Raw genomic sequence first — 15,451 nt, forward strand, 5'->3', positions numbered from 1 at the left:
GGTGGCGCAGACGGCGGACCGCGACGGCAACCGCGCCCTGCGAGCGCGCCTCGACGAGATCCACGGCCAGTACCAGCGGCTACGGTCCGATCTGGACCACATTCAGCGCCGCCTCACCGGCCTACGTGCCACCGCGGAGTCCGCGGACGGGCTGATCCGCGCGACGGTGGGGCCCCGCGGCCAGCTCGTCGACCTGCACCTGGACCGCCACGTCCACCGCGACCTCGACCCCGCCGACCTGAGCCGGGCCATCGTCGCGACCACGACCGCCGCGGCGGCGAAGGCGGCCGCCGAGGTCGAGCGCCTGATGGCCGGCTACCTGCCCGCCGACTCCGGGCCGATGCGCTTCCTCCGCGACGACGACCTCGGCTCCCTGCCCGACCGCTCGTCCCCGGCACCCGGGGACCGTCCATGAGCGAGCTGTGGCTCGACCCCGGGCAGGCGGCCGGCGGGGGCCACGACCTGGCGGCGTCGGGACGGCGGCTCGCCGCGCCCCGCGCGGAGGCCGGGTCGGAGGTGGCGGCGCTGAGCGCCGCGCGGCCGTGGGGCAGCGACGACATCGGGCAGGCGTTCGAGCGCAACTACCGGCCGGTCGAGCAGCAGGTGTTGCAGGCCTGGGAGAGGCTCGCCGGTCACGTCGAGGGGCTCGGCGACGCGTCGGTCCAGGCCGTCCGCGAGTTGCTGCAGACGGACCAGACCGCATCGGTACGCGTGGAGCAGTCGTACGGGAACCGGTCGTGACCGTTCTGCCCAGCCCGATCCCGCACCCGCTGGACTATTGCCCGTTCGACGTGCCGGGGTGGGCGTACGAGGCGCTCGAATGGGTCGTCGGCTTCGACTGGCCGGAGGGTGACGAGAAGGCGACGTGGGACGTTGCCGATCGCTGGTATGCCATCGCGGGTCTGCTCGCGGGTTCTCGGGACGAGGCCCACGAGGCGGCGGCCCGGGTGATCGCGGGCTTCGGTGCCGGTCCGGGCGCGGCCCTCTCGGGCGCGGGTCCGGGTGGTGCGGCTTTCTCACCCAGTAGTGCGGCCTTCTCCGGCGCGGGTCCGGGCAGCGGGACTCTCCCCGGTGCGGGACCGGGCGGTGCGGGTGGCGTTGCGCAGGCCTTCATCGGTGCGTGGGGGCGGGTCGCCGTGGGGGAGGGGACGCCGCTGGAAGGGTTGGTGCAGGTCGCGGACGAACTGGGCAGGCTCGTCGAGGAGTGCGGCTGCGACATCGAGGCGGCGAAACTCGAGGCGTGGATCGAGATCGGCCTGTTCCTCATCGAGCTGATCGGCATGTCGGTCGCGGTCGCCCTGACGCTGGGCGCGGCCTCCCCGGCCGCGGGCGGCCTGATCGCGGCGACCCGCCTGGCGATCCAGCAGATCTTCCGGCGCCTCGTCGAGCGGCTGGGCAGCAAGGAGGTCAAGAAGACGCTCGAGGAGACGGCCGAGCGCGCGGCCACCGAGCTGACGACCAGGGAAGGTCTTCGGCGGCTGGGCCGTGAAGGTGTGGCCGAGGGCCTGGACGAGATGCGCGAGGAGCTGGCGACCAACGCGGGCATCCAGCTCTACCAGAACACGACGGGACGAGCTGACGGCCTCGACTACCGAGATATGAGCGCCTCGGCGGCCGGAGGCTTCGCGGGCGGCTTCGCCGCGTCGGGCGCGGGGATCGGGCGTGGCTCCCGCACCGGAACGACCCGAGGAACGGGCGCGGAGGTCCTGGGGGAGCTCGGCGTGGCGGCGGTCAACGGAGACCTACCGGATCTCGAAGACCTGGCGAAGTCGGCCAGCTCGGGAGCGGCGGGAACGGCCACGGAGTCAGTGGGCCCGGCCCTCACCGAGTCGCTGCAAGCCCGAACAGCCGATCTCGCACCACCGCCGCTGACCCCACTGTCCACCACGGACCCGCCCGACTCCCCTCATCCCGTCGACTCGACCACCCCACCGTCCCACGCCTCACCGCCCAACTCCCCGCCGGCCCACGCCTCACTGCCCAACTCCCCGCCGGCCCACGCCTCACTGCCCAACTCCCCGCCGGCCCACTCTTCAACGTCCTCGCCCTCGCCCTCGCCCTCGTCCTCGTCCCCGTCCTCTCCGTCGCTACGCCCTCCTGCCACGGCATCCCCCTACCCGCTGACTTCTGCCATGGCATCCCCGCCGCCACCTACCACCACTCCGTCTCCGCCCCCTCCCTCCGCCCCACCTCCGTCCGCGCCACCTCCCTCCGCCCCACCTTCGCCCGGGCCACCGACCTCCACCCCGTCCCCGTCGCTGCCACCTCCCTCCACCCCACCTCCGTCCGGGCCACCGATCTCCACCCCTTCCCCGCCGCTTTTCTCCGATCCATCTGCGCCACCACTGACTTCCTCTTCTTCGTCTCCGTCGTTGACGCAGTCCTCGCCGCTGGAAGCCTTGCCGGAAGGCTCGCTTCGGGCCGATCCGTCCACTTCCGCTCCCGCCCAGGGCAGGCCCGGCGGATCACCGGCAGCGGAGGAGACCGGCGGGTCCCTCGCACGCGACCGAACCGACGGATCCGCGCGGAGCGGATCCAGCGGGTTGCTCCCCTCGCCGACCGAGAGCGGCGCGGCCTTCTCCCGCGAAGTCGTTACGCCTAAGCGGCCCGTCGTTCCGGGCGGGACTTTCGACGAGGAGCCCGGTTCAGGTCCCGTGACTTTCTCCAACCGTGCTGTGCCCGTACCGGAAAAAACGGAAGCGCCCACGGTGACCAGTCCGGTGCCTTCGCCGGAGGCGAGCCATTACCTGGAGTTTGCGCGCCTGCAGCGGGCCGCCTACGCGGAGTTCCGCCGGCAGGATGCGATCGACGCGCTCGGGCGGAAGGCCGAGAGCGCGCGGCGCCGGGCCCGCCATGCCCGGTGGTCCGCCAAGGTCGCCAGATTCGTCAAGTTCGACTCCGGCCTGGCGCAGTTCTTCCAGGCCGACGCGCTCGCGGCCGGCATGGACGCCGACCGCGCCGAGAAGCGGCTCGGCGACCTGCGCAACGCTCGCCCGCCAGCGGTGGGATCCGTGACGACGGTCGAGCCGCAGGACTGGCATCGAGCCAACCGTGACAGCGGCCGGCTGGCCCCCGGTGGCATCTCCGTGGGTAACCGCTCCACACTCACCGGCAGTGACCACCCGCCCCCGATCGACGCGACGCGCCGCTACGGCGAGCGGGCCGGGCTACGGCCGCCGCTCGCCCGCCACCAGCTCGATCTCGAGAACGCCGTCCCCCGCGACGCCGGCGGCGACCCGGTGCGCGCGGCCGACCCGCGTACCCCGTACTTCCGCCTGATCAACGACGGCGGCCCGGCGGCCGACCCGACGCGCGCGATCAACTGCCAGGACTGCGTACTGTCCTTTTTCGACACCTACATGCACGGGCGCCCGAGAGTGTCGGCACCGCGCACCTTCGACGCTTACCAGGACGGAGACCCGCAAAGGCCACAGTACGGCGAAGAGCTCGGCTGCGAACGCATCGAGCGCGCCACCGGCGGCCGCCTCCAATCCGTGTGCCCGCCGGTCGACCCACACGACCCGGCGGCCGCACGACACCAGGTGGAACAGGCGCTGGTCGCCGTATCCGCCCAGCTAGTCGCCGGCGGCCACGGCTCCTTCGCCTTCCTGATCAGCGCCTGGGAAGGCGGCGCCGCCCACGCCTGGGCGGCGGTCAACCAGAACGGCCGGATCCTCTTCGTGGACCCGCAATCGGGGCTCACCGCACCACCGGGCACCTCCCTGTACGGTCACCACGGCGCTCCCCACCCCGGCAACGTGACCGCCATCGACGCACTGGTGGTCAACGGCGGCGGAGTCCCGATGCCCTTCCCGTCCCACCCGGACGGACTGTGGCGGCCAGGCCGGACGAGCCTGCAACCGGCCCCGGTACACCAGCCACCGGCGACTCACGGGAACCCCGCACCTCCAGGACCGGAACGCCAACCGACCCCAGCAACACCCACGCCGGCGCCGGACCCGTCGCCGTTGACCTCGCCGCCGACCGAGCCCCGTATCCCGGCTCCGCGCCGCCCGGTCGACCCCGCCACCGACGTCCGAGATCCAGTGCCACGGCCGAGTCCCACAGGCACTCCGGATCCCACCGCGCGAGCCGCGGAACACAAGCTCCTGGCCAGCCTGACACCGTCCCAACGCCAGGCCCTGCAGCACGCGCTCGGCGAAGCGCAGGCAGTAGCGGAAACAGAACTGACAAGAATGCACACCCTCGCCGCCGAGGTGGGCGGCCAGGTCGTGGACGAGCAACACCGAGTCAAGTCACTCCCGTCCCTCGCCCGCAAGTTCGCGAAGCGCGAAGCCACCCGAGCCACCGGCATTGACCGGTTCCTTCGGACGTCGAACGATCGGGTGCGCTTCTCGATACAAATTCAGGAAGACGGATATGTGGAGACACTCCACCGCATTCTCAGTAACCTCGACAGCCAGGGCTACCAGATTCACGAGATCGCAAGCTTCTGGGGCGATGGCCGAGGTCGCCATAATGGCCTGAACATCACGATGACCAATCCGGACGGTTTCCGGATGGAACTCCAGATTCCCACCGAGCAGTCGCGTCGCGTCGGCAAGCTGACCCATGAACTCTATGAGATCGTGCGCATCGACTCGGAGGACATCACCGGCATAGAGCGAGTCGAGGCGTTCCTAGCCATCCTCGCCATCAACAAAATGTGCGGGATGACCGCACACCAGCCCGCCAGCCTCGACGCGGTGGATGCGATCGTCCCTGTCGACACGTCACTCGTACGCTGGGCCACGCGCAGCGCCGGCCGAGAGCCGTGGATCGAATACCGTAGGGCTCTCGCGTCCGACAGCATGACGTTCCATGAGGCGCTGCACCATTGGACCCTTGTCCCGCAAGACATTCCGGGCATAGAAAGGTTGGAGCCAGCCGATGAGCGAGCCGACCTTCGCATACCAAGCATTCCTCGAGTCAGCGAGCTCCAACGAGGTGACGAGCCTCATCGCCTTCCGGAGCCGGGCGATGGAACCGCTCAAGGCAGTGATGTGGCACGCGGCGAGGAAGAAGTGGATATACGCCCCCGCTCTGGCGGCGGGTCTCCTGTTCGACGATTCATACGCAGACGAGTCGATGCCTGTCGACCGGGCCGCAGCGGAGAAGCTGGCGCGCGAGCAGCTGCACACCGAGCTTCCGAGTCCGGAGCGCCTGGAAGCGATGTGTGAAGAGGGGGCCCGGATGGGCTGGTCGTACGGCCCGCCTCGGGAGTAGCTCCAGCACCGCTCAGGTAACCGTTCCGAACAGGACGTTCGGAGCGGTGATCGGACAGTGGCACCCTTAGACGATGGCCATGTCGACGAAGCGGGACAGGTGGAGTTGTGCCGCCACCGTCACCGTGTCTGTCGGTCCGTTACGGTGCTTTGCCACGATGAAGTCCGCTTCGCCGGCGCGCGGCGATTCCTTGTCGTAGTAGTCGTCGCGGTGCAGGAGCAGGACCACGTCGGCGTCCTGCTCGATGGAGCCGGACTCTCGCAGGTCGGACAGCTGGGGGCGCTTGTCCGTACGTTGTTCGGGGCCTCGGTTCAGCTGGCTGACCGCGATCACCGGGCATTCGATCTCCTTGGCGAGGAGCTTCAGGCCTCGGGACAGGTCGGCGACCTCCTGCTGGCGGCTTTCCGTGCGCTTGGGGGAGGTCATGAGCTGGAGATAGTCGATCACCAGGAGCTTCAGGTCGTGCCGCTGCTTGAGGCGGCGGGCCTTGGCTCGGATCTCCATCAGGTTCATGCTCGGGGTGTCGTCGACGAAGATGGGTGCCTCGCTGATCTCGCCCATGCGGCGGGCGAGTTTGGTCCAGTCGTCGTCGGAGAGCTGACCCGAGCGCAGGGTGTGCAGCGGCACCCGGGCCTCCGCCGACAGCAGGCGCATCACCATCTCGATCTTGCTCATTTCGAGGGAGAAGATGGCGCTGGCGCAGTTGCTGCGGATGGCCGCGTTGCGGGCGAAGTCCATGCTCACGGTGGACTTGCCGAGGCCGGGACGGCCCGCGACGATGATCAGCTGGCCGGGGTGAAGACCGTTGAGGAGCCGATCAAGGTCGGAGAAGCCGGTGGGTACGCCGGTCATCACGCCGCCCTGGGCGCCCACGGCCTCGATCTCGTCGAGGGTGGGCTGGAGCATGTCGCCGAGCGCCGCGAAGTCCTCGCTGACCCGCTTCTCCGTGACGTCGTAGATGGCCTGCTGGGCGAGGTCGACGATGTCGTCGACGTCCCTGCCGCCGTTGCCGCCGGCGCCGTACCCCAGCTGCACGATCTTGGTGCCCGCCTCGACGAGCCGGCGCAGCACGGCGCGCTCCGAGACGATACGGGCGTAGTACGACGCGTTGGCCGCGGTCGGCACGCTCTCGATCAGGGTGTGCAGGTACGGCACCCCGCCGACGCGCTGCAGGTCGCCGGAGTCGGCCAGGGCGGCCGCGACCGTGACGCCGTCCGCGGGTTCGCCCCTGCCGTACAGGTCGAGAATGATGTCGAAGATCGTGGCGTGCACCGGGCGGTAGAAGTCCGGGGTCTTGAGGATCTCCACGACGTCGGCGATAGCGTCCTTGGACAGCAGCATGCCGCCGAGCACGCTCTGTTCGGCGGCGATGTCCTGGGGCGGCGTCTTGTCGAACCCGCCCTCGACCGGCGGGGGGGCACCGCCGCCAGGTGGCCTGCCGCTGGGCGGCCGACCGCCGGCAGCCTGCGGCCGGGACTCGGGCCGTGCGTCATCGGTGATCGACACTCCGACCTCCCCCTCCTGCGATACGTCACGCCACTACCACCCCGGCCGCGCGGCCCGGGCGTCATCCTGCCGCGCTGACTCGGCGCACCCCCGCCGAGCCCGACGCGGCACCCGGCCGAAGCCGAGCCCCCACGAACCACACACCCCGCCGCCCCGAAGGCACACCGCCCGCCGAGTCCGACGCGGTACCCGACCGAAGCCGAGCCCCCACGAACCACACAGCCCGCCGCCGCGAAGGCGCACCCCCGCGGAGCCGCACCGCGCAGCCCACGGCCCCGAAGCGGTCCACCCCACCCGGAGCAGCCCTCACCCCACCGAGCGACAACCCCACCACGGCAGGGAACCCACCGGAGCAGCGGCCGTCGCCAGCAGCAGCCCTCGGACACAACGCCCCAGTCGATCAAACAGCCTGGGTACGACACTTTCGGGTGAGCGCATCCCCGGCCGGGTGACCCGGCCGCGGACCCCGTCGGTGCCGGCGGCTTCCGGCCGGATCCGCCCGAGGGCGTGATCCGGCGCGGGTAACCATACGAACCCGCACGTCATCGGCCCAAGCAGCCCGGTGGACGAGCCTCGGGACAACCTGTGGACAACGCCCCCGGACCTGTGCGCGGCCCTGTGCACAGCCTGTGTACAACGCCTGGGGAAGCCTCCGGAAGTACCGTTCTGACCAGCACTTTTGCCGTCCCCACCATGTGGAGAGAACAAAAAGGTGCCCCTCGTGACGAAGCCATCGCCCCGAGGCGTTGCAGATCCGCTGAACGCACGTCACGCTTTTCAGGTGGACCAACGGGAGTGGGACTTCGGCGCCCGCCTGCCGCGCGAGAGGAGCGGTGCGGACCCTTGGTCAACCTCGAACAGCCCGGAAAGTCCTGATTCGCCCGAGCCTGCGGAACCGGGCGCGGTCGTCTGGGGCACCGGATCGGTCGCCGACACCGGCAGCATGCAGCCCATTCCCGAGGCCGTCGCCTGGTCGCTGCGCGCCGAGGCCTGGGCACAGAACGAGGATCAAGCGGTCGAAAGGTCCAGTTCGGGCACGGTGAGCCGGTGGTCCGACGTCGCGGCTACCGGCCGCCCGGCGATCCCCGCCGATGGCGTCGGCTGGCGTACGTCCACCTCCGAGTGGCGTGCCACCAGCGACACCGCCCGCTGGCGGCAGACGACCGAATGGCGTTCCGCCTCGGGGACGCACGGCTGGCGCCAGACGACCGAGGCGTGGCAGAGCGGCGACAGCGAGAACTTCCGCCCGCCGGTCGACCCGCCGTCCTCCAGCCTGCCGGCCATCTCCGGCACCGCCTGGCCCACGCCGGAGATCATCGACCAGTCCGGCACGCCGCCGACCTCGGCGGCTTCCGGCTGGCAGCAGTCCGCGACCGACGCACCCCCGAGCTGGCAGCAGCCCTCGGCGCCGGACACGCCGTCCTGGCAGCAACGCCCCGCCGACGCCGCACCGAACGGCCAGCAACGCCCCGTCGACACGCCGAGCTGGCAACAAACTCCGGCCGACGCGCCGCCGAGCTGGCAACAAACTCCGGCCGACGCGCCGCCGAGCTGGCAACAGCGCTCCGCCGACGCCCCGAGCTGGCAACAACGTCCCGCCGACGCGCCACCGAGCCGGCCACGCGGTGACGACCGGCCGTCGTGGCAGCAGTTCGCCACGCCCGCGGCGGCTCCTTCGTGGGAGGCGTCGTCCCCGCAGCCGGCCGACGCACCGCGGCCCCGCACGGACCGGCCGTCCTGGGACAGCCCGCCGAGCTGGCAGCAATTCACCGGCTCCAGCCGCTCGGAGGCCTCACGCGGCGACTGGCAGACCGACAGGGCGGCCCGGAGCGACGCCCCGAGCTGGCAGACCGACCAGCCGGGCAACGGCCGATGGCAGAGCCCTCCGGACCGGCCGGGAGAAAGCTCGCCGAACCGGCAAAATACACAGCTACCGGCCGAGCCGGTCTCGTACGCCGGCAGCTGGTCCGACGACGGCCGCCACCTCGTCCGTGAGGACGACCGCGCCCAGTGGCGTCGCGAGTCGGCCGCCGGCCGAGCGGGCCACCGCGCCGCCGAACCCGGTTCCCGGACGAGCGGAGGCACGGGCTGGGCGGACCGCTCGGACGCCGACAACTGGGCGGGACACACAGACACCGGCAGCATCCCCAGGTTCCCGGAACCGGCGACCGACAGCTGGCGCACCAGCTCGACCACGAACGGCTGGCAGAGCGCACCCGCGACGGACAGCTGGCGCACCGCCGACCCGTCCACCGACAGCTGGCGCAGCGCCGACGAGGCCAGCGGTGGCGCGGCACGCCCGAACGGCCGTCGCGCCGTGGAGCCCGACGACGACGGGTGGTCGCGCGGCGGTCAGGCACGCACCAACGGCTGGCAGGGCGGCGGCACCGACGAACGGCGCGGCGGCGATCAGACGGGCGACAGCACCTGGCGCGGCGACCAGACCGGCAACACGTGGCGCAGCGGCGACCAGGCAGGCGGCGGCTGGCGCAGCGGCGGCCAGGCAGCCGGTGACGGCTGGCGCAGCGGCGGCCAGGCAGCCGGTGACGGCTGGCGCGGCGGTGACCAGGGATACGGAGAAGACCGGCGCGGAGACGGCCGGACGGACGGCGCCGAGGCGCGCGACGGATGGCGGGACGCCGGTTCCCGGCGCCGGGACGGCGAGACACGCCCGCCGGCCGACCCATGGGCTCAGAGCGCCGCCGAGACGGGCGTCATCCCGCTGCCGGCCCAGCCGCGTGAGGGCGACACGGGCGGCTGGCGCAGCCGTACGGACACGGGCTCCTGGCAGCGCGACCCCGACGCGGGCCGGGACCAGCGCGGCGACGGCCGGCGCAGCCGGGCGGACCGCACCGACACCGGTTCCTGGCAGCGCGGGGTCGAGTCCGGCCCCGGCTCGTGGCAGCGGGACGCCGACGGCCGGGACGATCGGCGATCGGACCCCGGCTCCCGCGCGCGGCGTCGCGACCTCGACGCGGGCGAGGGCCGTGGGGACGCCGGCCCGGCCGGGCGGTGGCGCGGCACGGGCGAAAGCCGCCGGGACGAGGACGACAGCACCGGGTCGTGGCGACGCGACGCCGACGGCCGCGACGGCGGCGGCCCGCGGCTCGACGCCGACGGCTGGGACGGCGGCGCAAGGCGGCGGGACGCCGACCCGGGCGACGGCACCGGCGGCTGGCGGCGCGATGCCGACGGCACGCGTGGACGCCGCCCGCGCGGTCCGGAGGCCCAGCGCGAGCCGCGCCGTGGCCTGGACGCCCAGCGCGGCGCGGGAATGCCCCGCCGCGAGGGTGCCGCGGCGTACGCCCGCAGGCGCGAGCCCGACACCAGCTGGCAGCGCGAGCTGGAGTCCGGCCAGTGGCACCGCGACCCGGAGTCGGACGTCTGGCTCCGCGATTCCGACACCGGGCAGTGGCACCGCGCCGAGGTCGACGACGACGAAGACGACGAGGACGATCGGGACGACGAGCGGCCACGCCGCCGGTCCCGCCGCGGCGGCGCGCCGGGCGGCCCGCTGGCGATCGAGAGTGGAAGGCGCCGGGACGAGGAGTCTCCCCGGCGCGGTACCGCGGACGACGACGAGGACGACGCCCCCCGCCGGCAGGTCGGCGGTCGCCGGCGGGCTCTCGAGGGTCCGCTGCAGCTCAGCGCCCGGTCCGAGGCCCCGGCGTCGGCGCCCCCGGCGCCCGGGGACGACGACCGGCCGGTGTCCGCGGCCCCTGCGGCCCGGGAGCGCGATGCCGGCCCCTCGGACGAGGATCCCGTTTCGGCGCCGCCCGCCGACCGGCGACCGGGTGGCGGCCCGGGCGCGTCCCGTCCGGTGTCCGCCAGGCCCGCCGGCAGGGCCGAGCCGGGCGCGTGGCGTGCCGAGGCGGCCGGGCCCGGCGGGTGGCGTGCCGAGGCGGCCGGGCCCGGCGGGTGGCGTGCCGAGGCGGCCGGGCCCGGCGGGTGGCGTGCCGAGGCCGCCCAGCCTGGCGCGTGGCGTGCCGAGGCGCAGGCCGCGGCGCGCACCGACTCATGGCGCAGCAAGCTGCGGGCGGAGCAGGGCGGGCAGGACGCTTCCGGCGAGGGGCTGACGGAGGCCCGGCAGGCCGGGCCGGCCGCGACGTGGCGGGACCAGCCGGCGCGCGGCGGGGCCACCTACCGCGAGGGCGGCTCGGGGGACTGGCGGCGCGAACTCAAGGCCGAGAGCGACCTCGCCGACGGTGAGTCGCGGCGCTTCGGGACGAACGACTTCGTGCCGTTCCGGCCGCCGTCGACGAGCGGGGCCTCCGCGTCGGTCAAGGTGCCGGTCGCCAACTCGGCCTCCGAGGGCATCACCGAGGTCATCCAGCGTACGGGCGCGAACTGGCAGAACCCCCCGGACACCGAATGGCCGCCGCGGGGCGCGGTCATGGCGAGCTCCGCGGGCACGTACGAGCGGCGCCCGGTCAGGACGTTCGCGGCGGCCACCTCCCGGCAGAGCGACCTGCTGGAGCCGGAAGAGGAGTTCGAGGAGGAAACCGGCAACCCGCTGGCGGCGGTCGGCTACACCGTCGTCTGGTACGGCGTGCCGGTCGTCCTCTTCGTGCTCTACATGCTGGTGCTCAACGGCAACCAGCGGGCGCACGCCCTGGGCACCCTCGCCGACGCGGCGCCGCAGTTCGGCCTGTCGCTGGTGCTGAGCATGCTGGTGGCGGTCGGTCTGCGCTGGGCGAGCGGCTCGTGGAAGGCGGCGAGCGTGGGCCTGGCGTCGGCCGTCATGGGCGGCGGCCTCGCCACGGTGCTGACGTCGGCGATCACCGGCCAATCGCTCAGCTGACGAGCAAATCCGGCCACGGATGGGACGACGCGGTCGTGGCGCCGTCCATGGCCGTACACGGAAAAAGCGCGCCACCCCCGGTGAGGGTGACGCGCTTTCCTGGCGCGGGTGTTACTTGGCGGCCACGACGTTCACGGGGAACTTCGCGGTCACCTCGGGGTGCAGCTTGACCTGGACCGTGTACGAGCCCGTGGTCTTGATGTGACCGGGCAGCTCGAGGCGACGCCGGTCGAGGGCCGGACCGCCGGCGGCCTTGACCGCGTCGACGATCTCGGTCGGGGTGATCGAGCCGAACAGGCGGCCGCCGTTGCCGGAGCGCGCGGTCAGCGTGACCTTGAGGCCCTCGAGCTGGCCCTTGACCTCGGTGGCCTGGCCCAGGTCGCGGATCTCGCGGGCCTCGCGGGCCCGCTTGATGACCGTGACCTGCTTCTCGGCGCCCTTGCTCCACTGGATCGCGAAGCCCTGCGGCAGCAGGTAGTTGCGGCCGTAGCCGTTCTTGACCTCGACGATGTCGCCGGGGGTGCCGAGGCCCGACACCTCGTGGGTGAGGATGATCTTCATCTCGGTGCCTCCCCTCAGCGCGCCGTGGCCGTGTACGGCAGGAGCGCCATCTCGCGGGCGTTCTTGACCGCGCGGGCGATCTGCCGCTGCTGCTGGGAGGTCACCCCGGTGACGCGGCGGGCACGGATCTTGCCCCGGTCGGAGATGAACTTCCGCAGCAGGGCGGTGTCCTTGTAATCGATGTAGGTGATCCCGTCCTTGTCGAGCGGGTTCACCTTCTTCTTCGGCTTGCGCAGTGCCGCAGCCTTCGCCATTGCTCTAACTCCTGAACTCGAGAAAGCCCGTGGTGGGGCTTAGAAAGGTGGCTCGTCGTCGAAAGAGGAGCTGCCGCCACCGCCGGAGCGGTTGCCGGAGGCCGGTGCCGCCGTCGCCCACGGGTCGTCGAAGTTGTTGCCGCCTCCGCCGCCACCGCTGGACTGCCGGTTGCCACCACCGCCGCCGAAGCCGCCTCCGCCGCCACCGGACCGGCTCATCTTCTGCACCTTCGCCGTGGCGTAGCGCAGGGACGGGCCGATCTCGTCGACCTCGAGCTCGTAGACGGTGCGCTTCTCGCCCTCGCGGGTCTCGTAAGACCGCTGGCGCAGCCGGCCCTGCACGATCACCCGAGCGCCACGCTGCAGCGACTCGGCGACGTGCTCGGCGGCGTCACGCCAGATGTTGCACGCGAGGAAGAGTGGCTCGCCGTCTTTCCACTCGCCCGACTGCCGGTCCAAGGTCCGCGGCGTCGACGCGATGCGGAACTTGGCGACCGCCGCACCCGAAGGGGTGAAGCGCAGCTCAGGGTCGTCGGTCAGGTTGCCGACGACCGTGATGGTGGTTTCTCCTGCCATGATCTTCTCCTCGCCGCTTCTCTCGTTCGCAGAAGGCTCTCAGAGCCCTACGACAAAAACGAGGGTCAGCGGGTCTCCGGCCGGATGACCTTGGTACGCAGGACGGACTCGTTCAGCTTCAGCTGACGGTCCAGCTCCGCCACCGCCTCGGGCGTGGCCTGGATGTCCGCGACGGCGTAGATGCCCTCGGACTTCTTGTTGATCTCGAACGCGAGCCGGCGCCGGCCCCACACGTCGAGCTTCTCCACCGAGCCACCCGCGTTGCGGATCACGTTCAGGAACGTCTCGAGCGACGGGGCGACGGTGCGCTCCTCGAGCGAGGGGTCGAGGATCACCATGAGTTCGTAATGACGCAAGACGTCTCACCTCCTATGGGCTGAACGGCCACGGTCTCTCCGTGGCAGGAGGTCTTGTGTCGATCGCAGAAAGAAGCCGTGGGCGGTCGTCCCACGGCGGGCTGCTGCGATCCGAGCCAGCATACCCGCGCGGAGCGGGGCAACCAAAAAGAGAGCCCCGTCCGTGGACGGGGCTCTCTTTCGTGGAGCCGCGGGGCGTCCGGTCCGCATTCGCTGGGTGGGACCTGGGGAGGAACGACCACACCGATGAGGTTGGAACGGCCGCCCCGCGGAGCTTGTGCCGATAAGTCTACGCGACAGTTGCCCGAGATGCACGTTGCGACACGATTGCCCGAATTGCCCCAACTGTGACGCCGAGCACTGCGATCGCCGCCACCAGCGCGAGCAGGCCGATCGGCCGCGAGTCGGACATCGGCCGCATCGCCGCCACCGGCTCCGCCGCGGCGATCTCCGTCGCCGGTCCGGCCTGGTGGGCGGGCACGGCCTCGGTCGTCGCCCCCAGATCCGCCGACGGTACGGCGGGGAGCAGCGTCTTGTCCCCACCCGGCGGCATTCCCGGCAGGCCGCCTTCCGCCGTACCCCGCATGGTGGTGGTCTGGGTCCGCGCCGCGTGACCGCCCAGCGGCATGGACCCGGGCGGGAAGCCGGCGGGCGCGGCGGCCGCCGGCGGGCGCGCGCCGGGCCGCAGCACGATCGAGCCGGCGTTGCCGGGCATCGCCGGACGCCGCGTGGCCGGGAAGCCGGCGTCCGGCTGGGAGGGATCGCCGCCCGTGGTGGGCGCCGTGCCCGGCCCGGAAGGCGTCGCCGTGCCGCCGCCGGTGGCCACGTCCGAGGGCGACGGCATCGGGGCGGGCGTCGCGGGCGAGGTGGACGGCGTGGCCGTCACCAGCACGGGCGTCGCCTGGTCGGCGATCGCGCAGCTCGGGTCGAGCATGACCGCCGTCGTCCCGCGGCGGAACACCACCTCGGTCGAGCCGTCGTCCGGAATGGATCCCTGCGAGGCGCCGTTGAGCAGCAGGTTCGCGCCGTGGCCGGTGCGGTTGACCACCCGTACGGTGCTCTCCGCCGGCACGGTCATCGAGCCCACCGACGGCGTGGACTTGCAGGACAGACCCAGCACTCCGCCGCCCGCGAAGACGACCTGCCGGCCGGTCTCGCCCGCCTGCTCGGCGTTCGCCGTACCCGTCGTGGCGACCGCCGTGCCCAGCAGGAACCCGCCGACCACGATCGCTGCCACCCGGTGTCGGACTTGCCGCGACATGCCACCATCCTCAAGCGTTCGGGTGCAATACCCTCGAATAACGACGTCTCGTTCGGCGCGGTGACGCATTCGGTGGCCGGTCCGCGACAATGGGTGAGCGTCGTACCCGCGTCGTAGGCTCGGTCCCATGCGCATCGGAGCCCATGTCGACCCCACCGAGCCCCTCGCCGCGGCCGCCGCTCGTGGTGCCGAGGCGGTCCAGTTCTTCCTGGCCGACCCGCAGGGGTGGAAGGCCCCGGCGGCCCGCGCCGACGCCGAGGCACTCAAGGCGTCCGACGTGGACATCTACGTCCATGCGCCCTATGTGATCAACGTGGCGACGCTGAACAACCGCATCCGCATCCCGAGCCGGAAGCTGCTGCTCACGCACGCCCGCGCGGCCGCCGAGATCGGCGCTCGCGCGCTGATCGTCCACGGTGGCCACGTCAACGCGGGCGACGACCTGGCCGTCGGTTTCGACAATTGGCGCAAAACCTTTGCGTACGCGGAGAAGGAAGGCGGCCTGCCGCTCCCGATCCTGATCGAGAACACCGCCGGTGGCGACAACGCGATGGCCCGCCGCTTCGACAACCTGGCCCGCCTCTGGGACGCCGTCGGGGAGTTCGGCGCGGGATTCTGCCTGGACACCTGTCACGCCCACGCCGGCGGCGAGGAACTGCTGGACATCGTGGACAGGGTCAAGTCGATCACCGGCCGCATCGACCTGATCCACGCCAACGATTCCAAGGACGCCTTCGACTCGGGCCGGGACCGCCACGACAACCTCGGAAATGGCAAGATCGACCCTGAGCTGGTCGTGGCGGCGATCCGGGCGGCGGGCGCCCCGGCGATCGTCGAGACTCCCGGAGGGGTCGAGGGCCAGTCCGCGGACATCGCTCTGTTGCGGGAGCGAGCAGGCAGCTGAACCAGC

General features: G+C 72.2%; 11 protein-coding genes. 5 read left to right on the forward strand and 6 right to left on the reverse strand.

All coding sequences use genetic code 11. From position 1 onward, the window contains the following. Position 1: 1 nt before the first annotated feature. The 3 genes from IEY99_RS06260 to IEY99_RS06270 are packed head-to-tail and all read left to right on the forward strand — an operon-like array spanning position 2 to position 5,180. Positions 2–415 (forward strand): YbaB/EbfC family nucleoid-associated protein, encoded by a 414-nt coding sequence (locus tag IEY99_RS06260; RefSeq protein ID WP_189200100.1) that lies wholly within the window; start codon positions 2–4, stop codon positions 413–415. Continuing rightward, positions 412–741 carry a hypothetical protein gene (locus IEY99_RS06265; protein ID WP_189200102.1) on the forward strand — a complete coding sequence of 110 codons (330 nt, stop codon included), beginning with the start codon at positions 412–414 and terminating at the stop codon, positions 739–741. Before IEY99_RS06260 ends, IEY99_RS06265 begins: the two co-directional genes overlap by 4 nt. Then, positions 738–5,180, forward strand: a complete 4,443-nt coding sequence (locus IEY99_RS06270) for a toxin glutamine deamidase domain-containing protein (RefSeq protein ID WP_189200104.1) — start codon at positions 738–740, stop codon at positions 5,178–5,180. Before IEY99_RS06265 ends, IEY99_RS06270 begins: the two co-directional genes overlap by 4 nt. 112 nt (positions 5,181–5,292) lie before the next feature. Here the strand turns inward: IEY99_RS06270 and dnaB are convergent, their stop codons facing one another. Then, entirely contained in the window at positions 5,293–6,732 is a 1,440-nt protein-coding gene (dnaB, locus tag IEY99_RS06275) for a replicative DNA helicase (protein WP_189200106.1), read from the reverse strand. Positions 6,733–7,675: 943 nt separating this feature from the next. Between dnaB and IEY99_RS06280 the strand changes: the two genes are divergently transcribed. Then, entirely contained in the window at positions 7,676–11,533 is a 3,858-nt protein-coding gene (locus IEY99_RS06280) for a hypothetical protein (protein ID WP_189200108.1), read from the forward strand. A 111-nt stretch (positions 11,534–11,644) separates the two neighbouring features. Here the strand turns inward: IEY99_RS06280 and rplI are convergent, their stop codons facing one another. The 5 genes from rplI to IEY99_RS06305 form a co-directional block, all read right to left on the reverse strand. After that, on the reverse strand, positions 11,645–12,094 hold the full coding sequence (gene rplI / locus IEY99_RS06285) for a 50S ribosomal protein L9 (protein WP_189200110.1): 450 nt from the start codon (positions 12,092–12,094) through the stop codon (positions 11,645–11,647). A 14-nt stretch (positions 12,095–12,108) separates the two neighbouring features. Then, a complete protein-coding gene (rpsR, locus tag IEY99_RS06290) occupies positions 12,109–12,348 on the reverse strand; it encodes a 30S ribosomal protein S18 (RefSeq protein WP_007073789.1) in 240 nt (79 codons plus the stop codon). Positions 12,349–12,387: 39 nt separating this feature from the next. Beyond that, positions 12,388–12,924, reverse strand: coding sequence for a single-stranded DNA-binding protein (locus IEY99_RS06295; RefSeq protein ID WP_189200112.1), 537 nt, complete (start codon positions 12,922–12,924; stop codon positions 12,388–12,390). Positions 12,925–12,989: 65 nt separating this feature from the next. Then, entirely contained in the window at positions 12,990–13,280 is a 291-nt protein-coding gene (rpsF, locus tag IEY99_RS06300) for a 30S ribosomal protein S6 (protein WP_189200114.1), read from the reverse strand. 289 nt (positions 13,281–13,569) lie between these two features. Beyond that, positions 13,570–14,541, reverse strand: a complete 972-nt coding sequence (locus IEY99_RS06305; protein WP_189200116.1) for a hypothetical protein — start codon at positions 14,539–14,541, stop codon at positions 13,570–13,572. Positions 14,542–14,668: 127 nt separating this feature from the next. On the opposite strand from IEY99_RS06305, the gene IEY99_RS06310 reads away from it, so the two are divergent. Beyond that, the gene (locus IEY99_RS06310; RefSeq protein ID WP_189200118.1) at positions 14,669–15,445 is read left to right on the forward strand and encodes a deoxyribonuclease IV; all 777 of its coding nucleotides are present in this window, start codon (positions 14,669–14,671) and stop codon (positions 15,443–15,445) included. Positions 15,446–15,451: the final 6 nt, after the last annotated feature.

The organism is Couchioplanes azureus (assembly GCF_014648355.1).
GTDB lineage: Bacteria > Actinomycetota > Actinomycetes > Mycobacteriales > Micromonosporaceae > Actinoplanes > Actinoplanes azureus.

Bases quoted from the DNA above. Each gene is read 5' to 3' on its own strand.
- rpsR (WP_007073789.1), bottom strand. From the start codon at position 12,348: ATGGCGAAGGCTGCGGCACTGCGCAAGCCGAAGAAGAAGGTGAACCCG.
- IEY99_RS06305 (WP_189200116.1), bottom strand. From the start codon at position 14,541: ATGTCGCGGCAAGTCCGACACCGGGTGGCAGCGATCGTGGTCGGCGGG.
- IEY99_RS06295 (WP_189200112.1), bottom strand. From the start codon at position 12,924: ATGGCAGGAGAAACCACCATCACGGTCGTCGGCAACCTGACCGACGAC.
- IEY99_RS06310 (WP_189200118.1), top strand. From the start codon at position 14,669: ATGCGCATCGGAGCCCATGTCGACCCCACCGAGCCCCTCGCCGCGGCC.
- IEY99_RS06265 (WP_189200102.1), top strand. From the start codon at position 412: ATGAGCGAGCTGTGGCTCGACCCCGGGCAGGCGGCCGGCGGGGGCCAC.
- rplI (WP_189200110.1), bottom strand. From the start codon at position 12,094: ATGAAGATCATCCTCACCCACGAGGTGTCGGGCCTCGGCACCCCCGGC.
- IEY99_RS06280 (WP_189200108.1), top strand. From the start codon at position 7,676: ATGCAGCCCATTCCCGAGGCCGTCGCCTGGTCGCTGCGCGCCGAGGCC.